The 22,834-nt window shown below is 69.8% G+C and carries 13 protein-coding genes; 5 read left to right on the forward strand and 8 right to left on the reverse strand.

What is annotated here, in order from left to right; genetic code table 11:
- Nucleotides 1–382 precede the first annotated feature (382 nt).
- From uvrA to J8I34_RS24240, 4 genes are all read left to right on the forward strand, one after another.
- A complete protein-coding gene (uvrA, locus tag J8I34_RS24225) occupies nt 383–6,271 on the forward strand; it encodes an excinuclease ABC subunit UvrA (protein ID WP_209807163.1) in 5,889 nt (1,962 codons plus the stop codon).
- A gap of 108 nt (nt 6,272–6,379) precedes the next feature.
- A complete protein-coding gene (locus J8I34_RS24230; RefSeq protein WP_209807164.1) occupies nt 6,380–6,733 on the forward strand; it encodes an endonuclease in 354 nt (117 codons plus the stop codon).
- Between the two features lie 114 nt (nt 6,734–6,847).
- Entirely contained in the window at nt 6,848–7,717 is an 870-nt protein-coding gene (locus J8I34_RS24235; RefSeq protein WP_051320705.1) for an endonuclease/exonuclease/phosphatase family protein, read from the forward strand.
- A 31-nt stretch (nt 7,718–7,748) separates the two neighbouring features.
- Nucleotides 7,749–8,492, forward strand: a complete 744-nt coding sequence (locus J8I34_RS24240) for a BON domain-containing protein (protein WP_209807165.1) — start codon at nt 7,749–7,751, stop codon at nt 8,490–8,492.
- Nucleotides 8,493–8,561: 69 nt separating this feature from the next.
- On the opposite strand, the gene J8I34_RS24245 is transcribed toward J8I34_RS24240, so the two are convergent.
- From J8I34_RS24245 to J8I34_RS24255, 3 genes are read right to left on the reverse strand one after another with little or no spacing between them, the layout of a single operon-like run.
- Nucleotides 8,562–8,906 (reverse strand): hypothetical protein, encoded by a 345-nt coding sequence (locus J8I34_RS24245; protein WP_051320706.1) that lies wholly within the window; start codon nt 8,904–8,906, stop codon nt 8,562–8,564.
- 53 nt (nt 8,907–8,959) lie between these two features.
- Nucleotides 8,960–9,193, reverse strand: coding sequence for a hypothetical protein (locus J8I34_RS24250; protein WP_029049949.1), 234 nt, complete (start codon nt 9,191–9,193; stop codon nt 8,960–8,962).
- Between the two features lie 40 nt (nt 9,194–9,233).
- On the reverse strand, nt 9,234–9,605 hold the full coding sequence (locus J8I34_RS24255) for a BON domain-containing protein (RefSeq protein WP_209807166.1): 372 nt from the start codon (nt 9,603–9,605) through the stop codon (nt 9,234–9,236).
- A 472-nt stretch (nt 9,606–10,077) separates the two neighbouring features.
- Between J8I34_RS24255 and J8I34_RS24260 the strand changes: the two genes are divergently transcribed.
- Entirely contained in the window at nt 10,078–10,767 is a 690-nt protein-coding gene (locus J8I34_RS24260) for a malto-oligosyltrehalose synthase (RefSeq protein WP_245176102.1), read from the forward strand.
- Nucleotides 10,768–10,775: 8 nt separating this feature from the next.
- On the opposite strand, the gene treY is transcribed toward J8I34_RS24260, so the two are convergent.
- The 5 genes from treY to glgX all read right to left on the reverse strand — a co-directional run bounded on the left by treY (nt 10,776) and on the right by glgX (nt 22,834).
- The gene (gene treY / locus J8I34_RS24265) at nt 10,776–13,439 is read right to left on the reverse strand and encodes a malto-oligosyltrehalose synthase (protein WP_209807167.1); all 2,664 of its coding nucleotides are present in this window, start codon (nt 13,437–13,439) and stop codon (nt 10,776–10,778) included.
- The gene (gene treZ, locus J8I34_RS24270; RefSeq protein WP_209807168.1) at nt 13,439–15,445 is read right to left on the reverse strand and encodes a malto-oligosyltrehalose trehalohydrolase; all 2,007 of its coding nucleotides are present in this window, start codon (nt 15,443–15,445) and stop codon (nt 13,439–13,441) included. The genes treY and treZ overlap by 1 nt, the downstream gene beginning before the upstream one ends.
- Nucleotides 15,446–15,684: 239 nt before the next feature.
- Nucleotides 15,685–18,228 carry a glycogen/starch/alpha-glucan phosphorylase gene (locus tag J8I34_RS24275; protein WP_209807169.1) on the reverse strand — a complete coding sequence of 848 codons (2,544 nt, stop codon included), beginning with the start codon at nt 18,226–18,228 and terminating at the stop codon, nt 15,685–15,687.
- A gap of 113 nt (nt 18,229–18,341) precedes the next feature.
- Nucleotides 18,342–20,597 (reverse strand): 4-alpha-glucanotransferase, encoded by a 2,256-nt coding sequence (gene malQ, locus J8I34_RS24280; RefSeq protein WP_209807170.1) that lies wholly within the window; start codon nt 20,595–20,597, stop codon nt 18,342–18,344.
- On the reverse strand, nt 20,594–22,834 hold the full coding sequence (glgX, locus tag J8I34_RS24285) for a glycogen debranching protein GlgX (protein ID WP_029049147.1): 2,241 nt from the start codon (nt 22,832–22,834) through the stop codon (nt 20,594–20,596). Before glgX ends, malQ begins: the two co-directional genes overlap by 4 nt.

Here is a 22,834-nt window from a genome sequence, read left to right on the forward strand (position 1 = left end):
GGAAATCGCCTGGGTGTGGCACTGTCCACACCGTGCGGCTCTGGCAGTCATGCTAACCCGCGTTTGATTCCTCGCGGCAGGCCAGCCTTTTGCCCCACCCTAGGGGAGTCATACTGACTAATTCCGGACTTCTAGGCCAGCGAAAGCGCGCGTAGTTCGGCTAATTCCGGTTTCCTACACAACGGCGTCATCCAGACCGATACGAATCCTTTTCGAAACTGTTACACTGTATGGATGTACAGTATCTGGGGCAGACCTTCCCGGACCTGCCCAGGCCCTGTGCTATGGTGGTTTGCTCCAGGCCCCCTGGCCCCCTGGCCCCCTGGCCACCCGCCGTCCACGCCTGTCCCTCCCTTAACGCATTGATCCGAAAGAAAAAATCGTGTCGAGCAAGCAGCTGATTCGCATTCGCGGCGCCCGCCAGCACAACCTCAAGGATGTCGACCTCGACCTGCGCCCCGGCGAGATGACCGTGGTGACCGGGCCGTCCGGCTCCGGCAAGTCGAGCCTGGTGTTCGACACGCTCTATGCCGAGGGCCAGCGCCGCTACGTCGAGACCTTCAGCGCCTACGCGCGCCAGTTCCTGGACCGGATGGATCGCCCGCAGGTCGAGCGCGTCGACGGCGTGCCACCGGCGATCGCCATCGACCAGACCAACCCGGTGCGCAGCTCGCGCTCGACGGTTGGCACGATGACCGAGCTGAACGACCACCTGAAGCTGCTTTACGCGCGCGCGGCTGAGCTGTTCGACAAGCAGACCGCGCAGCCGGTGCGCCACGATTCGCCGGAGACGATCTACGCCGAGCTGCTGGCGCGCACGGCGCAAGGGCAGCCGCACCACGATGCGCGGCTGGTGGTGACCTTCCCGGTGGAACTGCCGGAATCGACCACCGAGGAAGAGGTACAACAGTGGCTCTCCGTCAGCGGCTACACGCGCGTGCAGGCGCAGCGCGTGGTGCAGTCGCCGACCGGGGCGCGCAAGCTGCTGGACGTGGTGGCCGATCGTTTCCGCATCGGCATTGCCGAGAAGGTGCGCGTGGTGGAGGCGATCGAAGCCTCGCTCAAGCGCGGCGGCGGACGCGTCAACATTTATGTGCTGGCCGATGGCGACGATGGCCCCGTGTGGCGCTTCTCCACCGGCCTGCATAGCCCGGACAGCGACCTGCGCTATGCCGACCCGCAACCCGCGCTGTTCTCGTTCAACTCCGCCTACGGCGCCTGCGAAACCTGCCGGGGCTTCGGCCGCGTGATCGGGGTCGACCTCGGGCTGGTCATTCCCGATGCGCGCAAGTCGCTGCGCGAAGGCGCGATCAAGCCGATGCAGACCCCGGCCTGGAAAGAATGCCAGGACGACCTGATGCGCTACGCCGGCAAGGCCGGCATCCCGCGCGACACGCCCTGGGCCGACATGACCGAGGCCGAGCGCCACTGGGTCGTCCATGGCTCGCCCGACTGGAACGGCCAGTGGAACAAGCAGTGGTACGGCGTGATGCGGTTCTTCAGCTATCTGGAGTCGAAGGCGTACAAGATGCACATCCGGGTGCTGCTGTCCAAGTACCGCAGCTACACCCCGTGCGAAACCTGCGGCGGCGCGCGCCTGAAGACCGAATCGCTGCTGTGGCGCCTGGGCTCGAAGGACAATGCCGACGCCGTGCTGGCAGCCGGACGCCGTTTCCTGCCGCGCGGCGTGGAGTGGGACCGCACCCAGCTCGAAGCGTTGCCGGGCCTGACCGTACACGACCTGATGCTGCTGCCGATCGAGCGCATCCGCCGCTTCTTCGACGCGCTGACGCTGCCCAGCGCGATGCTGGACGATGCCCTCAAGCTGCTGCTGGCCGAAGTGCGCACGCGGCTCAAGTACCTGTGCGACGTCGGCCTGGGCTACCTGACGCTGGACCGCCAGAGCCGCACGCTGTCCGGCGGCGAAGTGCAGCGCATCAACCTGACCACTGCGTTAGGCACCTCGCTGGTCAACACGCTGTTCGTGCTGGACGAGCCCAGCATCGGCCTGCACCCGCGCGACCTGAACCGCATCGTCGAGGCCATGCACCGGCTGCGCGACGCGGGCAATACGCTGGTGGTGGTCGAGCACGATCCTTCGGTGATGCTCGCCGCCGACCGCCTGATCGACATGGGCCCCGGTCCGGGCGAGCGCGGGGGCAACATCATCTTCGACGGCACGCCGTCGGATATCCGCAATGCCGACACGCTCACCGGTGCTTATCTCGGCGGGCGCCGCCGCGTGGCCGATGCCTCGCACTGGCAACGCCGCCCCGTCGACGACAAGCTGTCGCGCATCGTGCTGGAAGGCGCGACCGAGCACAACCTGCAGGACGTCACCGTCGAGATCCCGCTGCAGCGGCTGGTCTGCGTGACCGGCGTGTCCGGCTCGGGCAAGTCCACGCTGCTGCAGGACGTGCTGCATCCGGCGATGGCGCGGCATTTCGGCAAGGCGACCGAATCACCGGGCGCATACCGCAAGCTGAGCGGCGCGGACCTCGTCGATGACGTTGTCTTCGTCGACCAGTCGCCGATCGGCAAGACCGCGCGCTCCAACCCGGCCAGCTATGTCGGCGCGTTCGACGAGATCCGCAAGATCTTCGCCAAGGCGCCGATGGCGCTGCAGCGCAGCTATACCGCCGGCACCTTCAGCTTCAACTCCGGCGACGGGCGCTGCCCGACCTGCGGCGGCTCAGGCTTCGAGCACGTCGAAATGCAGTTCCTCAGCGACGTCTACCTGCGCTGCCCGGATTGCGACGGCACCCGCTACCGCCCCGAAGTGCTGGAGGTGAAGATCGAGCGCGCCATCGCCGGGCAGCCACCGCGCGCGCTCAGCATTGCCGACGTGCTGGAACTGACGGTCAGTGAAGCGGCGTCGTATTTCGCCGGCGATGCCGCGGTGCTGCGCGTGCTGCAGCCCATTGTCGATGTCGGCCTCGAATACATGAAGCTGGGCCAGCCCGTGCCGACGCTGTCGGGCGGCGAGGCGCAGCGCCTGAAGCTGGCCGGCTTCCTGGCCGAGGCCGCGCAGGCCACGCCGTCGCGCACCCGCGCCAGCACGCTGCCGCGCCGCCTGTTCATGTTCGACGAGCCGACCACGGGTTTGCACTTCGACGATATCGCCAAGCTGATGCTGGCCTTCGGCAAGCTGCTCGACAGCGGCCATTCGCTGATCGTGATCGAGCACAACCTCGACGTGATCCGCGCCGCCGACTGGCTGATCGACCTGGGTCCTGAAGGCGGCGATGCCGGCGGCCGCGTGGTCTGCACCGGAACGCCCGAGGACGTGAAGGGCTGCGCCGGGTCTCATACCGGCCAGGCGCTGATCCACTACGACGCGGCGCTCGGCGAAGCCGGCACCCTTGCCGCTGAACGCGCCGCCGGCGCCGAGTCCGAGGGCGTGCCGCTGCAGGCGGTTTTGCAGGCGCGCCGCGCGCGCCGCGAGGTCGAGGGCGAGGACGTGGTGCGCATCGTCAACGCGCACGAGCACAACCTGAAGTCGCTCAACGTCGATATCCCGCACGGCAAGTTCAACGTGGTCACCGGGGTGTCCGGCTCGGGCAAGTCGACGCTGGCGTTCGACATCCTGTTCCACGAAGGCCAGCGGCGCTACCTGGAATCGCTCAACGCCTATGCGCGCTCGATCGTGCAGCCGGCGGGCCGGCCCGAGGTCGATGCGGTCTACGGCATCCCGCCCACTGTCGCGATCGAGCAGCGCCTGTCGCGCGGTGGCCGCAAGAGCACGGTGGCGACCACCTCGGAAGTCTGGCACTTCCTGCGCCTGCTGTACGTCAAGCTGGGCATCCAGCACTGCGTGCATGACGGCGCGCCGGTGACGTCGCAGAGCCCGGAATCGATCGCCGCCCAACTGCTGCGCGACCATCGCGGCCAGCACGTCGGCCTGCTGGCGCCGCTGGTGGTCAACCGCAAGGGCGTCTATACCGATCTGGCCAAATGGGCCAAGGCGCGCGGCAATACGCACCTGCGTGTCGATGGCGAGTTCCTGCCGGTCGATCCATGGCCGCGCCTGGACCGTTTCCGCGAGCACACCATCGAGCTGCCGGTCGGCGACCTGGTCGTCACGCCGGAGAACGAACAGCAACTGCGCGCACTGCTGGCGCAGGCCCTGGAAGCGGGCAAGGGCGTGATGCACCTGCTGGCGCCGCTCGACGGGCTGGACCACGCCATGACCAATGGCGGCACCGCGCACGTGGGCGAGGTCAAGGTGTTCTCGACCAAGCGCGCCTGCCCCGAGTGCGGCACCAGCTATCCGGAACTCGACCCGCGCATGTTCTCGTACAACAGCAAGCACGGCTGGTGCGGCAGCTGCGTCGGCACCGGCCTGGCGCTGACGCGCGAGCAGCGTGCGGCGTTCGACGATACCGTGCTGGCCGACGACAACCGCGGCCGCGAGCAGAGCCTGCCGTCGGAGGAGCTGGAACCGGAAGGCGTGGGCGAAGCACCATGCCCCGACTGCCACGGCACGCGTTTGAACCCGGTGGCGCGCGCGGTCACGTTCGACACGCAGGCTATCGTCGACGTGGCGCAATGGACCGTGTCCGATACCCGCCGCTGGGTCGACGGCCTGCGCCTGGCCGGCCGCGACGCCGAGATCGCGCGCGACGTGGTCAGCGAGATCGGCAGCCGGCTGCAGTTCCTGGAAGAAGTAGGCCTGGGCTACCTGAGCCTGGACCGCGCCGCGCCGAGCCTGTCCGGCGGCGAGGCGCAGCGCATCCGCCTCGCGGCGCAGCTCGGCAGCAACCTGCAGGGCGTGTGCTACGTGCTGGACGAGCCCACCATCGGCCTGCACCCGCGCGACAACCAGATCCTGCTCGATGCGCTGCGCAAGCTGGGCGACAAGGGCAACACGCTGGTGGTGGTCGAGCATGACGAAGACACCATCCGCCGCGCCGACCACATCATCGACATCGGCCCCGGCGCGGGCAAGCGCGGCGGCACGCTGGTGGCGCAGGGCGGCGTGGCGGACCTTGCCGCGGCGCCGGCATCCACCACCGGCCAGTTCCTGGCGCAGCCGATCATCCACCCGCTGCAGGCGCGCCGCCCGGTACGGCCGGGCGCGGCTGGCAAGCCGGCCGATCCGGCCGAATGGCTGACCGTGCACGGCGCTTCACTGCATAACCTGCGCAACGTGAACGCGCGCATCCCGCTGTCGCGCCTGGTGGCGATCACCGGCGTGTCGGGCTCGGGCAAGTCGACGCTGGCGCGCGACGTGCTGATGACCAACCTGCTCGACGCGGTGGGCCGTTCGGTGCTGTCGTCGCCGGCCACGCGCCGCGCGCGCAATGCGGCCAGGGAAGAGGCGAAGACAAGCAAGTCGACGGCGAAGAAGCCGCTCAAGGTCGACCACGACTGGTACGGCTGCGACGCCATCACCGGCTGGGAATCGATCGACCGCGTGCTCGAAGTCGACCAGACCCCGATCGGGAAGACGCCGCGTTCGTGCCCGGCCACCTATATCGGCGTATGGGACACCATCCGCCGGCTTTTTGCCGATACGCTTGAGGCGCGTGCGCGCGGCTATACCGCGTCGCGCTTTTCATTCAACACCGGCGATGGCCGCTGCCCCGCGTGCGAAGGGCAGGGCGTGCGCACCATCGGCATGAGCTTCTTGCCGGACGTGAAAGTGCCATGCGACGTCTGCCACGGGCAGCGCTTCAATCCCGAGACACTCGCCGTCACCTGGCGCGGCAAGAACATCGGCGACGTGCTGACCATGGAGATCGACGAAGCGGTGGAATTTTTTGCATCGATGTCCAATATTGCGCACCCGCTGCAGCTGATGAAGGACGTGGGGCTGGGGTACCTGACGCTGGGCCAGCCGTCGCCGACGCTGTCCGGCGGCGAGGCGCAGCGCATCAAGCTGGTCACCGAGCTGAGCAAGGTGCGCGACGACATCACGCGCCGCGGCCAGAAGGCGCCGCATACGCTGTACGTGCTGGACGAGCCGACCGTCGGCCTGCACATGGCCGACGTGGCGCGCCTGATCCGCGTGCTGCACCGCCTGGCCGACGGTGGCCACAGCGTGGTGGTGATCGAGCATGACCTCGACGTGATCGCCGAGGCCGACTGGATCATCGACCTGGGGCCGGAAGGCGGCGCGGGCGGCGGCACCATCGTCGGCGCAGCCGATCCGGAATCGCTGGCGCGGATCCCGGCAAGCCATACCGGCGCGGCGCTGGTGCCGGTGCTGGCGCGCGGCAAGGCCGGGACGGAGCGGGACGGTGCGCGGGCCAAAGCCGGCGTGGCGTGAGCCGCTTGCCGCAAGCGAGGGGGCGTAGCCAGGGCCACACGCCACAGGCACGCCTTTCGCTTGCTCATGGTTGCTGGCGCGCACATCGCGCCATGAACGGAGGTAACCATGAAGCATATCCGACCCAGCCGATTTCTCGCCGCTGTCGCGTTCGCCGCCGCTGCGATTCCCGCCATGGCCCAGATGACGCCTGGCACGCCGCGCGGCAGCTATGATCCTTATTCGCAGGGTGCGCGCAGCACCGACAAGTTCGACCCGTACACGCAGGGTGCCAACACTTCCACGCGCCAGGACCTCGGGCCGGCGCCCGAGGCCCAGCCTTCTACCGTGCCGGCGCAGCCCGGCATGACCAGCCCGCCCGCGCAGCGCACGGCTGACCCGTACATGGAAGGAACGCGCTGGGTCAGTCCGGAACTCGGCCGCCGCGTTGGCCCGCGCAGCCAGTTCCTGGATGGTGCCTGATCCTGAGCACCTGACAGGCCAATTTTCGCAACGGCCGCCTGCCGCGTGCGCGGCATCATGCCGCCACGCGGGCAACGGCCTTTCCAGCCTTTCCAGTCGCGAAGGCGCGAAAAAATGCGAATGCAACCGGACTTACCGCCTCTTGTAAATCCTGCGCAAGCGGCCAATGACCAGTTCGGCGTGCCGGATGCCAGCCAGGCGCTGCGCTGCGGCCCCCTGCCGTCCGTAGGGCTCGCGCGCATGACGGTGGTCAGCTACAACATCCATCGCGGGGTCGGCACCGACCGCCGCTACCGGCCCGACCGGATCGCTGCGGTGCTGGAAGAACTCGGCGCCGATATCGTCGCGCTGCAGGAAGTCGAGTCGGGCAGCAGCAACGACCACACGCTGGAATACCTGGCCGGGCACACCGGCATGCACGTGGTGTCGGGCTTTACCCGCGTGCGCGGCAATGCGGATTATGGCAATGCCCTGCTGACGCGCTTCGCGCCGCAGGCGGTCAACCAGATCGATCTCACGGTGAAAGGCTGCGAGGCGCGCGGCGCGATCGACGTCACGCTCGCCTGTACCGCATCGGGGCACGCCAGCGCGCTGCGCGTCATTGCCACGCACCTGGGGCTGCGCCCCGGCGAGCGGCGCCACCAGGTGCAGCGACTGCTGAACTACGTGGCCGCGGCGCCGCCGTTGCCCACCATCCTGCTGGGCGACGTCAACGAGTGGTTCTTGTGGGGACGTCCGCTGCGCTGGCTGCACGCATATTTCGAACAGACCCCGCACACGGCGACATTTCCCTCGCGCATGCCGATATTCGCGCTGGACCGGATCTGGGTCTCGCCGCGCGCACACCTGGTCTCGGTGGCCAGCCACCGCTCGCCGCTGGCGCGGGTCGCCTCCGACCACCTGCCGCTGCTGGCCTGCTTCGAGGTGCCGCTGGCGCAATCGTCTTCGGCCGCCGCGGGCGCGGAGATGGGTCCCGAAGCATAGGCAAACACCGGGCAAACATAGGAGCACGACGATGAGACAGAGCGACGACAACTACCTGCGCAGGCGCGCCGACCAGCAGTACGGCAGCAATGACCAGGGCTACAGCGGTATCCCGGCCCAGTCGCGCAACCGGCGCCAGCGCGGGCTCAGCGGTGGCCGCTACGGCAACACCGCCGAGCGCCTGCCGCGCGACCAGACCCAGGACGTGACGCCCGGCGACGAAGAGTGGTATGGGCTGTACGTCGAGGAATGGCGCTGGCCGAGCGAGCGTCCCCCTTATGGCGCCAGTGGACGTGACGATGCGCGCTACGAGGATGAATGGTCGCAGCGCAGTCCGGCGGGCGCGGGCCGCGGCCCCTACGAGCGCAATGAGCGCCATGAGCGCCATGAGCGAGATGGAGGCTATGGCGAGCCTGAGCGCTATGGCTATCGGCGCTGGCAGGACGAGCGTTATGAGCGCGAGGCACGCGGCTATGGCGGCATTGGCGACGAGTGGGACACCCCCTCGCAGCGACGTCCCGCCGGCCCGCGCAACTACCGGCGCGACGACGACCGCATCCACGATGAGGTCTGCAACCGGCTGGCGCGCGATGACGAGCTCGATGTCAGCGACGTCGAAGTCCGAGTGCAGGAAGGGGTGGTGATGCTGGAGGGCAAGGTCAACGACCGCCGCACCAAGTACGATATCGAGGATATCGCGGAGCACGTATTCGGCGTGCAGGACGTGATCAACCACATCCGCGTGCAGCGCTACGGGTTGCTGGCTTCCGAATGAGGGGCCGGAGAACGGCGAGGGCGGCGGCGCAGGTTCACTGAGCCGCCGCCCTTCGCTTTGACCAGTGCGTCAGTCCTCGCTGGTCCGCGGCGGATGGGGCGGCTGCTCTTCGCGCTCATCGGTACGGTCGGCCTTGTCGACCGGCACCTCGGCCGGCAACCCTTCGGCCGCGCGCACCACCTCGTCGGCAATCTCTTCTTCCGGGATTTCGTCTTCCGGCGGCAGGTGCGAGTCTTCGTCGCGCTGCTCGATCTCGATCTCGCTCTCGATGTCATTGATCTCTTGCTCGAGATCCGGATCCAGCGTGCTGGGGATCTTGCCGGCCTGCGCCCGCGCGGCGCCCGTCGCGGTCTTGTCACGCGGGCGGCCGCCGCCGGCGGAAGCCTGGGCGCCGGTGCGTACGGTCTTGCTCATGGTCTCTCCTGTGGGTCTGTCCTGTGCGGTGCGGTGTGGCATCGTGGCAGCGGTCAGGTGTTTTCCACCGGAGGTTCGCTTTCCTCCGGATTGCCGCCGCGGCGCCGCACCGAGGGCGGCTCGCCGTTCTCGTCGGGAATATCGTGCTCGCGCTCGACATCGTGGCGGCGGTCGCGTCCCGGCTTGCCGCGTTCATGTTCGGTGTCAGGCCCGCCCTTGTGCGGATCCGGCCTCGGCTCGCTGCGGCGCCGGGTGGTGTCATGGTCGGGTTGGCGATGGGTGCTCATGGTGTCTCCAGGGCAGATATTCGTGCGGGTGTCGGCATCGTTAATCCGTACCGGCACGAAGTTCGTCGGATACCGCGGTCACGCCGCGTACCGAGCGCGCCAGCTCCATGGCCAGGGCGCGCTGCTTGTCGTCGCGCACCGAGCCTTCAAGCTTGACGACGCCGTCCATGGTCGACACGCGGATCTTCGCCGGATCCAGCGTGCCTGCGCTTGCCAGGCGCGCACGGACTTCGGAGGTGATGGCGCGGTCGCTGGCAATTTCGGTGTCGCGCGGCGCGGCGGTGCGGCCCGTGGAGGAGGGGGCCGCGGGGGCGTCGGTGGGCGCCGCGGGCACCGCCGGCGCAGCTGCCATGACCAGTACCGCCAGCGGCAGCGCCAGGCGGCGAATGCGGGAGCGAGCACGACATCTCATGGCGATCCTCCTGTACGGCATACCGTACTGCGTGAGCGGCGGGCTGCGCAACGTTGCCCGCACCTGCCCCAGACCTGCAAGCTCCGTTCCCGCCGGCCGTGAGGGCGGGTTGTGCGCCTTGCGCCGCAGCGTAGCAGGCCATGCGGAGGCGCTTCACAGTCGGCCGGCGCCGTACTTTTTACAGTAGCAGCAGAAAGTGCACGCGTCCCGCGGACAGCGTGAATGGTGCCGTCGGGGCCGCCCGCGGCGGTGCGCACTGCAACAGGTGGCGCGCCGCTTGCGTAGCGTGTGCTTGCGTGCCGCCCTGTCTATAGTGAAAGCAATGCTGGCCAGAACTGGCGTACGGCATGTGCCGCCGAGCACAACCCGCCACGCCGGCCCCACGCCGCGGCGGCTCCGTTGGCCGCGTGCTGGCGGGGCCTATCAGGGCAGCCGGCCCGGGGGAGCGGCACATCCTGTTGCGAGGGTAGAAATGAATTTCGCCAGCATCCTGTCCACCGTCATCCTGGCCTCGTCAGTGTCGGTTTCCTCGGCGCCGGTCGAACGCCAGCTGCTCGCGATCACCCCCCTGGATTTCGCCCAGCGCTTTAACACGGTCGCGCAGGACACGGGCTCGGGGTTGACGCTGCCCAGTTTCAAGATCAAGCCCGGCTGGCATCGCGCCGCGCCGAGTTCCGGCGTCTCGGTCCTGGTGCGTGCCAGCCGTTCCGGTTACGCGCTCGATGAAGTGGTGGTGGTCTGCCGCGAAGTCGAGCGCTGCTTCCTGACCATCTGCACCGCCGCGCTTGCGATCGACGACAGTGTCAACCCGCTGCTGCTGCAGCGCTTTATCGTGGCGCGCATCGCCACCGAACTGGGCGAAGTGGGGCTGGTCATGTCCGGGCTTGCCTATATCGTGGTGACGCCGAAGGAAGACGACTACGTCGCCGTCGTGATCCGGCCCTACCTGCCGCAGGACCGCGGCGCCTCGCCCAGCCAGGCGCTGCGCGAGCCGCCCGCCGGAGCCCGCCCATTCCACCATGGCCAGGCGGTCCCCCACGACCCGCATGGGCTGAATGGTCCGCATGGAGTGCCTGGACCCTATGCAGCGCCGAGCGCCCCGCGGCCGCCGCTGACCCCGATCATTTCGCAAGCCACGATCTCCCGGTTGTCCAGCCTGTGACGAGCGCTTCATGGCTCGCGCAGCAGCAGTGCCACCGGCAGCCCGCCCAGTACGTCGCGCAGGCGCAGGCGCCCCGCCGGCGCGTCGAGCGGGTGCCCCGTCAGCGCGTCGATCCAGCGGCCTGGCTGCGGCGCGCCAAGGTTCAGCGTGGTGTCGCCCCAGCATGCCGGCGGAATGCGCGGCACGGCCGGGTCGACCAGCGCCGCTGACAGCCGCGTGACCACGGTGACGGCCTGGCGCGCAGCGGTGCTGCGCGCAAATGCCAGCACCTGCTGCGCCAGCGTGCCCTGCGCGGCCAGCATGCTGTACTGGCCATCGGCAAACAGCGCGGGGTCGGCGCCACGCGCCGCGAGCACATGGCGCACCAGCTGCTGCTTGAGCCGGCCGTCGCGCCAGTGCGCCAGCCAGTGCGCCCAGCCCGCGCCGCACGCCAGCCGTGCCTGCAGCCGCCCGAAGTCCGGCGCGCGGCGGTTGTCCGGATCGACCAGGCTCAGGTCCCAACCCTCGGTGCCCTGGTAACGGTCGGGAATGCCGGGGGCGGTCAGTTCCACCATTACCTGCGCCAGGCTGTTGAGGGCACCGGCGGTGGCGATGCGCTGCGAGAAGCGGCCGATCTGCGCCAGCACGCCCTGTGGCCACGCGGCCGCGATGCCGCGCAGGAAGGCCTCGCATGCCGCTTCGTACTCGGTATCGGGGCAGGTCCAGTTGCCATGGCGCTTGGCTTCGCGGATGGCCTTGACCTGCCACGCGGAAATCCGCGCCAGCAGTGCGTCAGGTACAGGCTCGGCGTCGCCGGCATGCTCCATTGGCCAGGTCCCTACCAGCGCCTGGTACAGCATCAGCCGGTCGGCCGCGTCGGGCGCGCGCGGCAGCGTGGCGAGCAGCGGCGCGCAGTCGCGCTCCCACGCGGCGACCGCGTCGGCGAAGGTGCCCGGCAGTTCGCTCAGCACGGCCAGCCGCATGCGCGTGTCCTCGCCGCGCTTGTGGTCGTGCGTGGCAGTGGCCAGCATCGCATGCGGGACGGCCAGCCGGCGCGCGGCCATGCGGGCGTGGAACTGCGCCGGCGGCATGGCCAGCCGCGCCGGGTCGCTGCCAACCTCGTTGCGCGACAGCAACCGCCCATAGCGGTAGAAGGCGGTGTCCTCGCCGGCCTTGGCCGCGAGCGCCGGCATCAGCTGCTGCAGGCGGCGGCGCAGCACGCCGGTGTCGCTGTCAGGCGCTGCCTGCGTGCGCAGGCAGCCGGCGATGAATGCCAGCGCCACGGCCTCGTCCGGCGCCAGGCCGCTGCGCGCAGACTGCAGGGCCTGATCGACCATGGCGTCATCGGCATGTGCCGCGGCCGCGTCGCGTGCCGACGGCTGCGCGTCGTAGTAGCTGCGGTAGACCGGCACGGCCGCCATCAGCGCCATCAGCGCGTGCCGCAGCGCGGCCGGCGTGAGGTCGCGCGTGCCGGGCTCCTGCTGCGCGCTGGCGTGCAGGCGGGCGGTCAGGCCCTCGCATTCGGTAACGAGGTGCCGCCGCAGCACAAGGCAGCGGGCCGCGCGCACGTGCTCGGCATACGGGCGCGCGTCGCCGCTGGTGATGGCCCACAGCGCCGTCAGCGCAGCTTCGCCGGCCTGGTCGTGCAGCACTGCGGCCACGTCATCCATGAAGTCGTAGCCGGTGGTGCCATCGACCTGCCAGTCCGGCGGCAGCCGTTCGCTGCTGCCGAGGATTTTTTCGACCACCAGCCAAGGGCGCTCCAGCTGCAGCGGCGGCGGCCGCGCGGCGGCGTGCCGGTCGAGTCCGGCGCGCAGGCGGCGGCAGTAGCCGGCGGGATCGGCGAGGCCGTCGACATGGTCCACGCGCACGCCGTCGATCCAGCCTTCGCGCAGCAGGCGGAAGACGAGCGCATGGACCGCGTCGAAGACCTGCTGGTCTTCCTCGCGCACGCCGACCAGGTCGCTGATCTCGAAAAAGCGGCGCCAGTTCAGCGAGGCGGCAGCGGTGCGCCACCAGGCCAGCCGGTAGTGCTGACGCTCCAGCAGCGCATGCAGCCGGGTGCGTCCGGCGTGCTGCGTGGTGTCGTACCAGCCGGGGTCGGCGGTGGCCTCCGCTTCAGGGCTGTCCGGCGCCAGCGGCAGCACATGGTCGAAGTACCGTACGTGGGCCGGCTGCTCGCCGCTCGCGGGCACCCACTGCAGCTCCCCGGCGACGACCGTGTCCCAGTACGGCTGCCCCAGGATCGGCAACAGGACCTTGCCATGCAGCGCCGGGTCGCACGGCGTCCAGTCGATATCGAAGCAGCCGGCATGGGGACTGGCGCGTCCACGCGCCAGCACGTCGCGCCACCAGCCGTTGTGGGTGCAGTCAGCCGCCATGTGGTTGGGCACGATATCGGCGATCAGCCCGAGGCCGGCGCTGCGTGCGCGCGCAGCCAGCGCCTTCAGGCCCGTCTCGCCGCCCAGTTCCTCGCGCACGCGGGTGAAGTCGGTGACGTCGTAGCCGTGCGTGGAGCCTGGCCTGGCCTCGCAGACCGGCGACAGGTACAGGTGGCTGACCCCAAGCGCGGCGTAGTAGTCGACCACGCCGGCGGCATCGGCAAAGGTGAAGGCAGGGTGCAGCTGCAGCCGGGCGGTGGCGCGCGGCAGGCCGCGCGCTGTTGCCGGCGCGGTGGCTGCCTTGGCCGGCATTACCTGGGGCGCGCCGCGGCGGGCTCGCACAGGGTGGCGACGCAGGCCAGCGGCGGCAGCATGCCGGCGAAAAGCTCCGCAGCAGCGCCCGGCGCGCTCTCGTGCAGCGCAGTGCGTTGGTCGCGGCAGGAGTGGGTGGCGGGCACCGCTTCGTCGCCCAGGTTCAGCCACAGGCTCAGCTCCACGCCGTCCACCAGATGCCAGCGCGCGCACAGCGCCGCGGGGCCAAGGATGTCGACGCCGGCGGACTGGCTGCCCGGCAGCCGGTGCAGCAGCTCGCGCCGCCGGATCGACAGCAGCTCGCGGTAGTAGGGGGCCCAGTCGGCGTCGTCCGCCAGCGCAGGCCGCGACGCTTCGAACGTTGCCGGGTCGTTGGGATCGGGGATGGCCGCGGCGCGCGCATCGTCGCCGAAGGCCGCGCTGGCGGCGAATTCGCGGCGGCGGCCGTCGCGCACCGCTTTGGCCAGTTCCGGCGAATGGCTGGTGAAGTAGAGGAATGGCTGCCGCGCGCCGGTTTCTTCGCCCATGAACACCAACGGCACCTGCGGGCACAGCAACTGCAGCGCCACCGCGGCACGCAGCGCACGGGGGTCGGCCAGGCTGGCCAGCCGTTCGCCGAAGGCGCGGTTGCCGGCCTGGTCGTGGTTCTGCAGGAAGGTGACGAAGGCGGTAGGCGGCAGATGCGCGCTGGGCTGGCCGCGGCACACGGCGGCCGTGGCGGTGGCGGTGGCGGTGGCGGTGGCGCCGCCGGAACGGTGCAGCGACGGCTCGCCCTGGTAGGCGAAGCCTTCCGCCAGCACGCGTGCGAGATGGCGCAGCGCGTGTTGGCCACGCTCCCCTGCATCGACGGCGGCGACAGCGCCGGCGGGCCTGGCGTAGTCGCGATAGTAGCTATCGTCCTCGCCGGTCAGCAGCACATGCAGCGCATGGTGGGCGTCATCGTTCCATTGCGCATCGAAGCCCTGCGCCAGCAGCGCGGCGTCGTTTTCGTCGTTCTCCAGCACCAGGTGCAGGTGGCGGTTGCCGCCAGCGCCATCGGCCAGCATGGGGCGCAGTTCGCCAGGCAGCGCGGCCAGCCAGCCTTCGTCCTCGATGGCGTGGACCGCGTCGAGCCGCAGTCCGTCAAAGCGGAACTGGTCCAGCCAGTAGCGCGCATTCTCGGTGAAGAAGCGACGTACCTGCGGGCGCCGGAAATCGATGGCCGGGCCCCACGGGGTCCGCCGGTCGGCGCGGAAGAAGGCGCTGGCATAGCGGTGCAGGTAGTTGCCCTCCGGCCCGAAGTGGTTGTAGACCACATCCAGCAGCACCATCAGGCCGAGCGCGTGCGCACGGTCGACCAGCGCGCGCAGCTCGTCCGGCGTGCCGTAACTGGACTCCGGCGCGAACGGCAATACGCCGTCATAACCCCAGTTGCGTCCGCCGGGAAACTCCGCCAGCGGCATCAGTTCGATGGCGGTGAAGCCCAGCGCGGCCAGCCGCGGCAATTGCTGCGCGGCGCCCGCAAAGCCGCCGCACAGGCCGACGTGCATTTCATAGACGATGGCTTCATGCCACGGCCGGCCGCGCCAGTCGGGGCAGGTCCAGGCGTACGAGGCACCGGCATCGCGCGCCGGCACGATGCTCGGGCCGTGCACGTCGTCGGCCTGCCAGCGCGAGGCCGGGTCTGGCACCGTGGTGCCGTCATCGAGCCGGAACCAGTAGCGCGCGCCCTCGCAGCACGGCACGATCGCTTCGAACCAGCCGTTGGGTCCCGCCGCCATATGGACCGGCCCAAGGCCCGCGATCTCCAGCCGCACGGCATGGCCCTGCTCCGCCGCATCGGGCGCCCACAGGCGGAAGCGCACGCGCCCATCGGGCAACCAGGCCGGCCCGAACAGGTAGTCCTGCGCATGTTCGTCATTGGAGGAGAAGGCCCGCGAAGAGGGCGCGGCAAAGCAGTCGAACGGGGCCAGGCTGGGCAGGGCGGACCTGGCACCCGGGGCGAGTAGAAACGGGTTTGCGTTCAAATTCGGCTCCTGCCATCGGTTGGCGTCCGGGTAGGCGGACTCAAGTTGCCTTGCGGCGGCCCCCTGGCGCGATGCGAACTCCATGCCAGCAGAACGGCGCTTTTGCGGCGCGGCGCGCGGGCAGGGGAGCGGCCGTGCCGAAGCCTTGTTACAAGGGCGATTGTAGAAAGTACTGCCCGGCATGCGGCGCCCCGCGCATGCGATACCGCACACTACGCGCGCGTCCTGCGCGTGCATGGCTATGCCGCGCGCGGCCCGCGGGCGCCCGGGTCGACCTGCCACGGCGCGCCGCTGGCGCGGTGCAGCAGCCGCACCGGCACCGCCTCGACGTTCCAGATGCGCTCGCAGTACTCGCGGATGGCTCGGTCCGATGAAAAACGGCCGGAACGCGCACACGACAACACCGACATGCGCTGCCAGCGATCCGGGTCGGCATAGGCGTCGGAGACGATCTGCTGGCATTCGGCATAGGAAGCGAAGTCCGCCAGCAGCAGGTAGGGATCATGCCCCGCCTGGGGATCGAACAGCGGCCGGAACAGCGCCGGATCGCCGCGCGAGAAAAACCCCTGCTGCACCAGGTCGATCACCGCGCGCAGTTGCGGGTTGCTGTGGTAGTAGGCGGCCGGGTCATAGCCGCTCGCGCGCAGTGCGTAGACCTCGGGCGCGGTCAGCCCGAACGGGAAGAAGTTGTCGTTGCCGACGGCCTCGCGCAGCTCGATATTGGCGCCATCCATGGTGCCGATGTTGAGCACGCCGTTCATCGCGAACTTCATGTTGCCGGTGCCGGAGGCTTCCTTGCCCGCCAGCGAGATCTGCTCGGACAGGTCCGCCGCCGGATAGATGCGCTGGCCGTAGGTGACATTGAAGTTGGGCAGGAACACCACCTTGAGCCGGTCGCGCACCTGCGGGTCACGGTTGATCACGTCGGCGACCGAGGTGATGAAGCGGATCATCAGCTTGGCGTATTCGTAGCCCGGCGCGGCCTTGCCGCCGAACAGGAAGGTGCGCGGATGGATCTCGGCGTGCGCGTCGGACTTGATGCGGTGGTACAGCGCGATCACGTGCAGCACCGCCAGGTGCTGGCGCTTGTATTCGTGGATGCGCTTGACCATCACATCGAACATCGAGGTCGGGTCCACCACCACGCCGGTGATGTCGCGGATCAGCTGCGCCAGGTCTTCCTTGTTGGCGCGCCGCATCGCCTGCCATTGCTGGCGGAAGCCGGCATCGTCGGCATAGGGCTCGAGCACGCGGATCCGCTCCAGGTCGGAGATCCAGCCATCGCCGATCGCATCCGTCACCAGCCGCGTCAGCCTCGGGTTGGACAGCGCCAGCCAGCGCCGCGGCGTGACGCCGTTGGTGATGCTGGTGAATTTCTCGGGCCACATGGCGTAGAAGTCTTTAAGCACATCTTCGCGCATCAGCTGCGAGTGCAGTTCGGCCACGCCGTTGATGGCATGGCTGCCGACGCAGGCCAGGTTGGCCATGCGCACATGGCGCTCGCCGTGCTCGTCGATCAGCGACAGCCGCGACAGCCGCGATTCGTCCCCGTAGAAGCGGATGCGCACCTCGTCGAGGAAGCGCGCGTTGATCTCCAGGATGATCTCCAGGTGACGCGGCAGCACGCGGCGGAACAGCGGCAGCGGCCAGCGCTCGAGCGCCTCGGGCAGCAGCGTGTGGTTGGTGTAGGCGAAGGCACGACAGGTGATATCCCAGGCCTGGTTCCATGGCAGGTCGTTTTCGTCGACCAGCAGCCGCATCAGTTCGGCGATGCCTACCGCCGGGTGCGTGTCGTTCAGCTGGACCGCGAACTTCTCGTGGAAGCGCGTCACCGGGATGCCGTCGACGGCCAGCAGCCGCAGCATGTCCTGCAGCGAGCAGGCGACGAAGAAGTACTGCTGTTCCAGCCGCAGCTCCTTGCCCTGGGTGGTCTCGTCGTTGGGGTAGAGCACCTTGGTCAGGTTTTCCGACGTCACCTTCTTGCTCACGGCGCCGAGGTAGTCGCCGCGGTTGAAGGTATGGAAGTCGAAGGCTTCGGTCGCATCGGCGCGCCACAGCCGCAGCGTGTTCACGGTGTTGACGCGGTAGCCCAGGATCGGCGAGTCGAAGGGCACGCCGGCCACGGTCTTGGCCGGCACCCAGCGCACGCGGTAGTGGCCGCGGTCGTCGGTGTAGTGCTCGGTGTGGCCGCCCAGGCGCACCTGCACCGCCCATTCGGAGCGCTGGATCTCCCACGGGTTGCCGTTGCGCAGCCAGGTATCGGTCTTCTCCACCTGCATGCCATCCATGATGGTCTGCTGGAAGATGCCGTACTCGTAACGGATGCCGTAGCCGAGCGCCGGGATCTCCAGCGTCGCCAGGGAATCCATGAAGCACGCCGCCAGCCGGCCCAGGCCGCCGTTGCCGAGCCCCGGCTCGACTTCCTGCTCCAGGATGCGCTCGAGGTCGAGTCCTGCCGCCGCCATGGCCTCGTTGACTTCGTCGAAGATGCCGAGGTTGACCAGGTTGTTGCCCAGGTGCGGCCCCATCAGGAATTCGGCCGACAGGTAGGCCACGGTGCGCGAAGGCTGGCCCAGGTAGGCTTCCGCGGTGCTGATCCAGCGCTGCACCAGGCGGTCGCGCACGGTATGCGCCGCAGCCTGGTAGAGGTCGTTCTGGCTGGCGTGGCCGGGCAGCTTGCCCTGGGTATGGAACACGTGGTCGAGGAACGCGCGGCGCAGGCTGGCGCCGGACAGGGCGGTACGGGTATCGTCGGCGTGCTCGGGCCGGATCACTTCCTTCATGGCGGAACCTCCTGCGCATGCTGGTGGGTCAAGCTTAGCGGATGGGGGACAAGTGCGCGCCCGGATCGCGGCGCGGGTGGGTTCGGCGCCACCCTGGCAGGCGGCACCGGCGGCTAGCCGCGCGGCGGCGGATGCCGGGTGCCGTGGCCGCCACTGCGGACGGCTTGCCAGATCGAATGCGCCCGGTCGCGCAGCGCCGGCGCGTCGGCCAGCGTGCGCACGTCGGGGTCGAGCCGGCGCTGCCAGTTGGGATGGACGCTGGTGGTGCCGGGCAGGTTGGGCTGCTCGAACTCGCCCAGCAGGTCTTCCAGCGGCACCACGCGCATGGCGGTGCGGGCGGTGCCCAGCCAGGCCAGCACGGCATCCAGCGGCGCGTGCGCGGAGTCGGGTTCGGGGCCGTGGCACAGCCCGGCCTGGTTCAGCGCCTGCCACAGCGCGCCGCGCTCGCGGGCGCGGCCTGCCTGCGCCTGCGCCAGGGTTTCGCCGGGCGCGAGCAGCTTCAGCCGGTCGCGCCAGTCGAGGTCGCGCCCGGCCCACCAGCCGGCAACGGTGGGCAGGTCGTGCGTGGAAGTGGTGGCGATGGCTTCGGGCGGCCACTGCGCGGGCGGCTGGAACGGCGCCGGATCGGCCTCGATGGCCGGATCGGCCGCCCCTGCGGCCGCCTTCACTTCCTCGCGCTGGAACCACAGCACGTCGATGCCGAGCACGCCGCGCGCGGCCAGCGCCGCGTTCAGCTCGGGGGGAACCGTGCCAAGGTTCTCGCCGATGATGATGGCGCGGTGCCGCCAGGATTCCAGCGCCACCAGCCGCAGCAGGTCTTTGAGCGGGTAGCGCAGGTAGGCGCCGTCGCTGGCGGACGCGCCCGCGGGCACCAGCCACATACGTGCCAGCCCCAGGACGTGGTCGATGCGCAGCCCGCCGCAATGGGAAAGGTTGGCGCGCAGCATCTCCAGGAAGGCGGCATAGCCTTGCCGGCGCAGGCCGCGCGGCGAGAACACCGCCACGCCCCAGTCCTGGCCAAGCGGGTTGTACACGTCCGGCGGCGCGCCGGCATGGAAGCCGGCCAGGATTTCCTGCTGTCGTGTCCACGCCTGGCTGCCGCCCGGGTCGGCGCCGACGGCCAGGTCGCAGACCACGCCCACCGCCATCCCGGCGTCGCGCGCGGCGCGCTGCGCACGTGCCATGCCATCGGCGGCGAGCCATTGCAGGAAGGCGTGAAAGGCCACGTCGTCGGCGTGGTCGCGGGCGAAGGCCGCCACCACGGCATCGGCGGGCGAGCGCAGCGTGACCGGCCAGCAGCGCCAGTCCGGCGCCGCGGCGTGGTTCATGCCGTTGCTGGCCGTGGCGAGCCGCTGCGCCTGGATCGCTTCATAGCAGGCATGCGCATGCAGTGCCGTGCCGCCGCGGGCACGGAAGGCGGCGCAGTCGTCCAGCGCCGTGCGCGGCAGCAGGGTCTCGCGCCGCTGCCAGAGCCAGTGCAGCACGGCGTAGCGCAATGGCGCCAGCGTGAGCCAGTCGATCTCAGTGAGCGCTTCGAGCGCCGCCAGCTGCTCGCCGATGCCGAGCGCCGCGATGGCAGAGTCCAGCGCCTGCTGGCCGAACATCGCGGCGGGATCGGCGTACAGCGGGTTCAGGAACAGCCGGCTGGAGGGCGCGTACGGGCTGTAGCGCTGCGGCAGCGCTGCAAAGCCGGCGTGCAGCGGATTGATCGCGACCGCGTCGGCGTGCAGGGCGGCGGCGCTGGTGCAGCACTGGGCCAGCGCGGTCAGGTCACCCATGCCGCAGTCGGCGCCGCGGCGCAGGCTGTAGAGCTGCACCGCCAGGCCCCATGGGCGTGCGCCGGCGCCGGCGGCAGTGCGGCCGGCATGACGCAGCGCGTCCGCTACGCCGTAGCAGCGCGCAGGTGCCACCGACAGCACCGTTTGCGCATCGCCCAGTTCAAGCCGGTGGTAGCCGCAGACGTCGACCGGGGGCAGCAGCATGGCGCCGGCCGGATCGCCGCCCGCGTGTGGCGCGCGCACCGCGGTGCCGGTCACGATGGCGCCGTCTTCGAGCGTCAGCCGGTACGCGCGCTGCGGCAGCGTGTGCGGCCACGGCACCGCCACGGGCTGGCCGCGTTCGGCGGTGACCAGCGGCGGCAGCGCGTGGGCGGCATCATCGGCCGCGAGCCAGGCGTGTGAGGCCTCGCACTGGCCGGCGGTGGAGCAGGGCAGGCCAAGGCCGTCCAGCACGCGCCGCAGCGCGTCGTCGGACACGGTCCGGGGCTGGTCCCAGGCATCCGTCCAATGCGGCTGCAGGTCAGCGCGCAGCGCCAGCTTCTGCAGTGGCGTTGGAGGCGGCGCGGCGCTGCCGTGCATGCGTCGGGTCATTCCTGTGTCTCCTGCGGCGCCCCCAGCGGCGGGCTTTCCTGGTGCGGGCTCTCGCGGCTGCGCGCGGGGGCAGCCAGCAGCACCAGCGAATGCCCCGGCACCATTTGGCTTTCGCCCACCGTTTCGCCGGCAAGCTCGGATTCGGTGGCTTCGGGCCGGCTGCTGTCGAACAGCAGGGTCCAGGCCAGCCTGGGCTCCGGCAGCAGGAACGACGCGTCGGCCTCGCCGGCGTTGAGCAGCAGCAGCGTCACTTGCACGGTGCGCGCATCGTCCCCCTCCGCCTCTTCTTCCGGCAGCGAGCCCAGTTGCGGGCGCTCGGGTTGCGGCGGCGGGGCAGCGCGGCGCAGCGCCAGCGTGCGGATTTCGGGGTCGGCCCATTCCTCGGGCGTGGGCGGATTGCCGTCGGTATCGAACCAGGCAATATCGGCGATGCCGCGCGCCGGCTCGTGCCGCCCATGGGCAAAGCGGTCGCCGGTGAGCGCGTGCAGCCGCCGGCGCAGCGCAAGCAGGCGCCGGACCATGTGCTGCAGCGGCTGCGCACCAGGCGTCTGGGCCTGCTTCCAGTCCAGCCACGAGATCTCGTTGTCCTGGCAGTAGGCGTTGTTGTTGCCATGCTGGGTGCGGCCCCATTCGTCGCCGGCGGTCAGCATCGGCGTGCCTTGCGCGAGCAGCAGCGTGGCCATCAGGGCCTGCGCCACGCGGCTGCGGCGCTCCAGGATTTCCGGATCGTCGGTCGGGCCTTCAATGCTGCCGTCCGGGCTCCAGTTGGCGCTGGCGTTGTCATCGGTGCCGTCGCGGTTGTCCTCGCCGTTCGCCTCGTTGTGCTTGGTGCTGTAGCTGGCCAGGTCGGCCAGCGTAAAGCCGTCGTGCGCGGTGATGAAGTTGACGCTGGCCCACGGGCGCCTGTGGCGCCTGTCGAACAGGTCGGCCGAGGCTGCCAGCCGCGCGGCCAGTTCGCCGCGCTTGCCGGCATCGCCGCGCCAGAACCGGCGCACGGCGTCGCGGAACTTGTCGTTCCACTCGGCAAAGCCGGGCGGGTGGTTGCCGAGCTGGTAGCCGCCGGGGCCCAGGTCCCACGGTTCCGAGATCAGCTTGACGCGGCTCAGCACCGGGTCCTGCATCAGCGCATCGAAGAAGCCCGAGCCCTGGTCGAAGCCGTTGCCCTCGCGCCCCAGCGTGCTGCCCAGGTCGAAACGGAAGCCATCGACGTGGTAGCACTCCACCCAGTAGCGCAGCGAGTCCATCACCATCTGCAGCACGCGCGGGTGCGACAGGTTGAGCGTGTTGCCGCAGCCAGTGTCGTTGATGTAGTGGCGCCCGTCGTGCGGCATCAGGCGGTAGTAGCTGGCGTTGTCCAGGCCGCGCCACGATACCGTCGGCCCCAGCTCGTTGCCCTCGCAGGTGTGGTTGTAGACCACGTCCAGGATCACTTCGATGCCGGCCGCATGCAGGCGCCGCATGGCCACCTTGCATTCCTGCAGCTGCCCGGTGCCCAGGTAGGCCGGTTCCGGGGCGAAGTAGGCCATGGTGTTGTAGCCCCAGTAATTGCGCAGCCCGCGCTCCAGCAGGAAGCGGTCCTGCAGGATGGCATGCACGGGCAGCAGCTCGACGGTGGTGATGCCCATCTGCACCAGGTGGTCGATAAAGCGCGGGTCGCACAGCGAGGCGAAAGAGCCGCGCAGGTTGGGCAGCAGGTCGTCGCGCAGCATCGACAGGCCACGCACATGGGCTTCATAGATGACGGTGGCAGGCCACGGCACCGCGGGCGGACGGTCGTCGCCCCAGTGGAAGCTTTCGTCGATCACCACGGCCTTGGGCATGCTCTGGGCGCTGTCGCGGCGGTCCGGTGTCAGGTCCCCGCGCGCGCTCTGCAGGCGGTAGCCGAACAGCGCGTCGGCCCAGCGCACCGGCCCGCTCAACTGGCGCGCGTACGGATCCAGCAGCAGCTTGTGCGGATTGAAACGGTGCCCGTGCGCGGGATCGTAGGGGCCGTGCGCGCGGTAGCCGTACAGCGTGCCGAGCGCGGCGTTGGGCAGGTAGCCGTGCCAGATCTCGTCGGTGCATTCCGGCAGCGGCAGGCGTGCCAGTTCCTTGCGGCCGCTCTCGGAGAACAGGCACAGGTCGATGCGCGAAGCATGCGCCGAGAACACCGCGAAGTTGACCCCCAGCCCGTCCCAGTGGGCGCCCATGGGGTAGGGCTTGCCCGGCAGCAGCCGGTCCGCGAAGGGTCGGGTCAT

This window comes from Cupriavidus phytohabitans, from assembly GCF_017815025.1.
Lineage (GTDB): Bacteria > Pseudomonadota > Gammaproteobacteria > Burkholderiales > Burkholderiaceae > Cupriavidus.